The sequence below is a fragment of the Actinomadura fibrosa genome, from assembly GCF_900659615.1.
GTDB classification, from domain to species: domain Bacteria; phylum Actinomycetota; class Actinomycetes; order Streptosporangiales; family Streptosporangiaceae; genus Spirillospora; species Spirillospora fibrosa.
Genome location: NZ_CAACUY010000399.1, coordinates 1 through 5,619 on the forward strand (window position 1 = coordinate 1; position 5,619 = coordinate 5,619).

Below are 5,619 nucleotides of genomic sequence, written 5' to 3' on the forward strand. Positions count from 1 at the left end.
ATCGGCGTCGGCACCGACTCCGCACTGGTCCTAGGGCTGACGGCGGTGAACGTGACCGCGGTCGCGACCGCGCTAGTACGGCGAGGTCGCGGACGCGTCGGTCGCGTCCCGCGAAGCGCCCCGCCGGCCCGCCGCCGGAGGTGGACGGCGACGCCGAGGAGTCCCCGGTCCAGGCGGCCGTGGAGGCCGCCGACGCCGAGGCCGAGACCGCCGGCACCTCGCCCGGCGCGCTGGACTCCGCGGAGCCGGTCGCGGTCGAGGAGATCGCGGTCAACGGCGCCGAGGCCCACGGGACCGAAGGCGGGTCCGAGGGCGGCGCGGCCGGGAGCAACGGTGCCGCGCCGAGCGGCCCCGAGGCCAACGGAACCGAGGCGAACGGGACGGAAGCGAACGGGACGGAAGCGAACGGGACCGAGGCGAACGGCGTCGAGCCGGACGCCGCCGGGCCCAACGCTGCCGAGGCCAACGGCGCCGCCGGCGCGGAGGACTCCGGCAACGGCCGCCGCCGCACCCGGCGCCCCCGCGCCGCGGCCCGGTCCGCCGAGGCGGCCGACTCCGACGCGCAAGGCTGATCGTCCGGACGCCCCGGCCCGCGCGTTCGCGTAGCGGTCGGGGCGTCCAGTACACTGGTCTTTCGGCGCGTCGTGCGCGCGCCATCGAACCTGCACCACGGGTCCCCTTGGGAGCCGATCGGTGCGCCCCCCATCGATCCGGTGGGGACAAGCAGAGAGCGCCAGGGGTCTCCTCTGGTGTGCCGCCCTCGGCCAGGTGCCGGGGGTAGGCCCCCGTCCGGGGGCTGGTGAAGCCACGCGCGGGACCGGTTCAGTCCGGAAGCGCGCGCAGACGAAGGGTTCCGCGGTGTACGCGATTGTCCGCGCAGGCGGCAGGCAGGAGAAGGTGGCCGTCGACGACGTGCTCACCGTCGACAAGCTCGCCGGCGACGTCGGCTCGACCGTCAAGCTCCAGGCGCTGCTGGTGGTGGACGGCGACAACGTCGTCAGCGCCTCGGCCGACCTCGCCCGCTACGAGGTGACCGCCGAGATCGTCGGCGCGGCCAAGGGCCCGAAGATCAACATCATGCACTACCGGAACAAGACCGGGTACAAGCGGCGGATGGGTCACCGCCAGCCGTACACCGAGGTCAAGATCACCGGTATTTCGAGCGGGAAGTAGGGGAGAGCGGTCTCATGGCACACAAGAAGGGCGCATCGTCCAGCCGTAACGGTCGCGACTCCAACGCCCAGCGCCTCGGCGTGAAGCGGTTCGGCGGCCAGGTCGTCAACGCCGGCGAGATCCTCGTCCGCCAGCGCGGCACCCACTTCCACCCCGGCCCGGGCGTCGGGCGCGGCGGCGACGACACGCTGTTCGCGCTGGTCGCGGGCGCCGTGCAGTTCCGCCGCTACCGCGGCCGCAACGCCGTGAGCGTGGTCCCGCCGGCGGAATAGTCCGCCGGGGGAAGAGACTTTTTTCAAGGGGCGGACCGGCACGGTCCGCCCCTTCGCCCTGTTCTGCGGCCGCCGCGCGGCCGCCGGCGCGGGGCCGACAGCCGAGGAGGACCGACCGTGGCCGCTGGAGCGGGATCGGGCGCGCAGTTCGTCGACCGGGTGGTGCTGCACGCCGTCGCCGGCAAGGGCGGCAACGGCTGCGCCTCCATCCACCGGGAGAAGTTCAAGCCGCTCGGCGGGCCGGACGGCGCGAACGGCGGCCGCGGCGGCGACGTCGTCCTCGTGGTCGACTCGAACGCCGCGAGCCTGCTGGAGTACCACCGGCGCCCGCACCGCAAGGCCGCGAACGGCCGGCCCGGGCAGGGCGGCCACCGGACCGGCGCGGACGGCGGCGACGTGGTCCTGCCCGTCCCGGACGGCACGGTCGTGAAGGCGGGCGACGAGGTCCTCGCCGACCTGGTCGGCGAGGGCACCCGGTTCGTGGTCGCCCGGGGCGGCCACGGCGGCCTCGGGAACGCGGCGCTCGCGACCGCCAAGCGGAAGGCGCCCGGCTTCGCGCTGCTCGGCGAGCCCGGCGAGGAGCGCGACGTGGTGCTGGAGCTGAAGAGCGTCGCGGACGTGGCGCTCGTCGGCTTCCCCAGCGCGGGCAAGTCGTCGCTGATCGCCGCGCTGTCGGCGGCCAAGCCGAAGATCGCCGACTATCCGTTCACCACGCTGATCCCGAACCTCGGGGTGGTCTCCGCCGGAGATACGACGTTCACGGTCGCGGACGTCCCGGGGCTGATCGAGGGCGCCAGCGAGGGCCGGGGCCTCGGGCTGGACTTCCTCCGCCACATCGAGCGCTCGTCCACGCTCGCGCACGTGCTCGACTGCGCGACGATGGAGCCCGGCCGCGACCCGGTCAGCGACTTCGAGGTCATCGAGCGGGAGCTCCAGGCGTACGACCGCGTCCTCGGCGACCGCCCGCTGTCCGACCGGCCGCGCGTCGTCGTCCTGAACAAGGTGGACGTGCCGGACGGTCGCGAGCTCGCGGAGATGGTCAGGCCCGAGTTCGAGAAGCGCGGGCTGAAGGTGTTCGAGGTGTCGGCGGCGACGCACGAGGGCCTGCGGGAGCTGTCGTTCGCGATGGCGGCGATGGTCGCGGAGTACCGCGCGGCGCTGCCGCCCGCGGAGCCGACCCGCATCGTCATCCGCCCCGAGCCCGTCGGCGGCGACACCGACTTCACGGTGAAGCCGATGGGCGACAACACGTACCTGATCACCGGGACCAAGCCCGTCCGCTGGCTGCGGCAGACCGACTTCGCCAACGAGGAGGCCGTCGGCTACCTCGCCGACCGGCTCGCCCGGCTCGGCGTGGAGGACGCGCTCCGCGAGGCGGGCGCGAGCGCGGGCGCCACGGTCCTGATCGGCACGGCGGACGACTCGGTCGTGTTCGACTGGGAGCCCGAGGTCGAGGCCGGCGAGGGCGTGGCCGGACCGCGCGGCACCGACCGCCGCCTGGACGGGTACCGCTGACCGGCCCGGCCCCCGAGGGAGAGACGTCCGACATGAGCGACCGCGACGCGATCGTGAAGGCCCGGCGGATCGTGGTGAAGGCGGGGTCGTCCTCGCTGACGACGCCGCAGGGCACGATCGACGCGAACCGCATCGACGCGCTGGTCGACGTCCTCGCCGACCGGCGCGGGAACGGCACCGAGATCGTGTTCGTGTCGTCCGGAGCGATCGCCGCGGGCCTCGGCCCGCTCGGCCTGACCCGCCGCCCGCCGGACCTCGCGACGCAGCAGGCGGCGGCGAGCGTCGGCCAGGGGCTGCTGTTCGCCCGCTACACCTCCTCGTTCGCGCGGTACGGGACGACGGTCGGGCAGGTGCTGCTCACCGCCGACGACATGATGCGCCGGTCGCACCACCGCAACGCCCAGCGCACGCTCGCGCAGCTCCTCGCCCTCGGCGTGCTGCCGATCGTCAACGAGAACGACACCGTCGCCACCGACGAGATCCGGTTCGGCGACAACGACCGGCTCGCCGCCCTCGTCGCGCACCTGACGCGCGCCGACGCGCTCGTCCTGCTGTCGGACGTGGACGCCCTCTACACCGGCGACCCGCGCCGCCCCGGCGCCCGCCGGATCGAGGAGGTGCGGAGCCCCGCCGACCTGGAGGGCATCGAGCTCGGCGGGTCCGGGCGGGTCGGCACCGGCGGCATGGTCACCAAGGTCGAGGCGGCCCGCATCGCGGGCATCCCGGTCGTGCTGACGAACGCGGCGTCCGCCGCGCACGCGCTCGCCGGGCGGCCGGTCGGCACCCTGTTCCATCCGGCGGACGTACGGCGCCGCTCCACCCGGCACCTGTGGCTGGCGCACGCCACCACCGGCCAGGGGCGCGTCACGCTGGACGCGGGCGCCGTCGAGGCGGTCGTGCGGCGCGGCAAGTCGCTGCTCCCCGCGGGCGTCACCGGGGTCGAGGGCGACTTCGCGGCGGGCGACCCGGTCGACCTGTGCGACGCCGCGGGCCGCGTCGTCGCGCGCGGCCTGGTGCACTACGACGCGTCCGAGATCCCCGAGCTGATGGGCCGCTCGACCCGCTGGCTGGCGCGCGAGCTGGGCCCCGAGTACGAGCGCGAGATAATCCACCGCGACGACCTGGTCGTCCTCAGCTGAGGCCCGGGCCGTCCCCGTCTGACACGAAGGAGCCGGTGATGAGCGAGCAGGACCGGGAGCGCGAGGAGTTCCTGCGGGTGGCGCGGCGCGCCAGGGAGGCCGCGGCCGGCCTCGCCCCCCTCCCGCGGGCCGCCAAGGACGCGGCGCTGCACCGCATCGCCGACGCCCTGGTCGCCGCCGCGCCGGAGATCGTCAAGGCCAACGAGGTGGACGTCGCGCGGGCCCGCGAGAACGGCACGTCCGAGTACATGATCGACCGGCTGAGCCTGACGGAGCCGCGGATCGCCGCGATCGCCGACGCGGTCCGCGCGGTCGCCGCGCTGCCGGACCCGGTGGGGGAGGGCGTGCGCGGCACGGTCCTGCCGAACGGGCTGGAGCTGCGCCAGGTGCGGGTGCCGCTCGGCGTCGTCGGGATCATCTACGAGGGCCGCCCGAACGTCACGGTCGACGCGGCCGCGCTGTGCCTGAAGAGCGGGAACGTCGCTATGCTGCGCGGCTCGTCGTCGGCGCACGACTCGAACACGGTCCTGGTCCGGGTCATGCAGCAGGCGCTCCAGGACGGGGAGGTCCCGGCGGACGCGGTTCAGCTCGTCCCCGGCACGTCCCGCGAGTCGGTGAAGCACCTCATGCGGGCCCGGGGGCTCGTGGACGTGCTGATCCCGCGCGGCGGCGCCTCGCTGATCAACTCGGTGGTCGAGGAGTCGACCGTCCCGGTGATCGAGACGGGCGTCGGGAACTGCGCGGTGTACGTGGACGCCGCCGCCGACGTCGACATGGCCCTGAAGATCCTGCTGAACGCCAAGACGCAGCGTCCCTCGGTGTGCAACGCCGCCGAGACGGTCCTCGTGCACGCGGACATCGCGGACGCGTTCGTCCCCCGCGCGCTGGACGCGCTGCGCGCCGCGGGCGTGACCGTCCACGGCGATGACCGGATCCGGTCGCACGGCGCGGACGTCGTGGCGGCGACCGAGGAGGACTGGGCCGCCGAGTACCTGTCGCTCGACATCGCCGCCCGCGTGGTCGACTCGCTGGACGACGCCGTCGCGCACATCCGCGAGTACGGGTCGGGGCACACCGAGGCGATCGTCACCGACTCGCAGGCCGCCGCCAAGCGGTTCGTCGCGCTGGTCGACTCGGCCGCGGTGATGGTGAACGCCTCGACGCGGTTCACCGACGGCGAGGAGTTCGGGTTCGGCGCCGAGATCGGCATCTCCACGCAGAAGCTGCACGCCCGCGGGCCGATGGGGCTGCCGGAGCTGACCTCGACGAAGTACGTGGTGGTCGGCGAGGGGCACGTCCGCGGCTGAGCGGCTGACACGTCCCGTTCAGACGCGGCGGGGTAATTTGTGACACCTTCGCCATTGATGTCACGTCAGCGGTGTGGTCTGATCCCTAGCTGTGACACGTGAGATCAGCCGCCGCCGCGTCCTGAAGGGCGCCGCGCTCGGCGCGGGGATCGCCTCCACCGGACTGGCCGCGTTCCCCGCGCGCACCGCCGCGGCCGCGCCGGCCGCCGCGCC

The 5,619-nt window shown here is 74.4% G+C and carries 6 protein-coding genes; all 6 read left to right on the forward strand.

Going from position 1 to position 5,619, the window contains the following annotated elements:
- Window positions 1–140: 140 nt before the first annotated feature.
- The 6 genes from E1300_RS47130 (at window position 141) to E1300_RS47155 (ending at window position 5,406) form a co-directional block, all read left to right on the forward strand.
- Window positions 141–572 carry a hypothetical protein gene (locus E1300_RS47130; RefSeq protein ID WP_131763773.1) on the forward strand — a complete coding sequence of 144 codons (432 nt, stop codon included), beginning with the start codon at window positions 141–143 and terminating at the stop codon, window positions 570–572.
- A 286-nt stretch (window positions 573–858) separates the two neighbouring features.
- Entirely contained in the window at window positions 859–1,173 is a 315-nt protein-coding gene (rplU, locus tag E1300_RS47135; RefSeq protein ID WP_131763774.1) for a 50S ribosomal protein L21, read from the forward strand.
- 14 nt (window positions 1,174–1,187) lie between these two features.
- The gene (gene rpmA / locus E1300_RS47140) at window positions 1,188–1,445 is read left to right on the forward strand and encodes a 50S ribosomal protein L27 (RefSeq protein ID WP_131763775.1); all 258 of its coding nucleotides are present in this window, start codon (window positions 1,188–1,190) and stop codon (window positions 1,443–1,445) included.
- A gap of 117 nt (window positions 1,446–1,562) precedes the next feature.
- Window positions 1,563–2,960 (forward strand): GTPase ObgE, encoded by a 1,398-nt coding sequence (obgE, locus tag E1300_RS47145; protein WP_131763776.1) that lies wholly within the window; start codon window positions 1,563–1,565, stop codon window positions 2,958–2,960.
- Window positions 2,961–2,992: 32 nt separating this feature from the next.
- Window positions 2,993–4,099: a glutamate 5-kinase gene (gene proB, locus E1300_RS47150; RefSeq protein WP_131763777.1), complete on the forward strand. Its 1,107-nt coding sequence runs from the start codon at window positions 2,993–2,995 to the stop codon at window positions 4,097–4,099.
- Window positions 4,096–5,406 (forward strand): glutamate-5-semialdehyde dehydrogenase, encoded by a 1,311-nt coding sequence (locus E1300_RS47155; protein ID WP_278045443.1) that lies wholly within the window; start codon window positions 4,096–4,098, stop codon window positions 5,404–5,406. The genes proB and E1300_RS47155 overlap by 4 nt, the downstream gene beginning before the upstream one ends.
- Window positions 5,407–5,619: the final 213 nt, after the last annotated feature.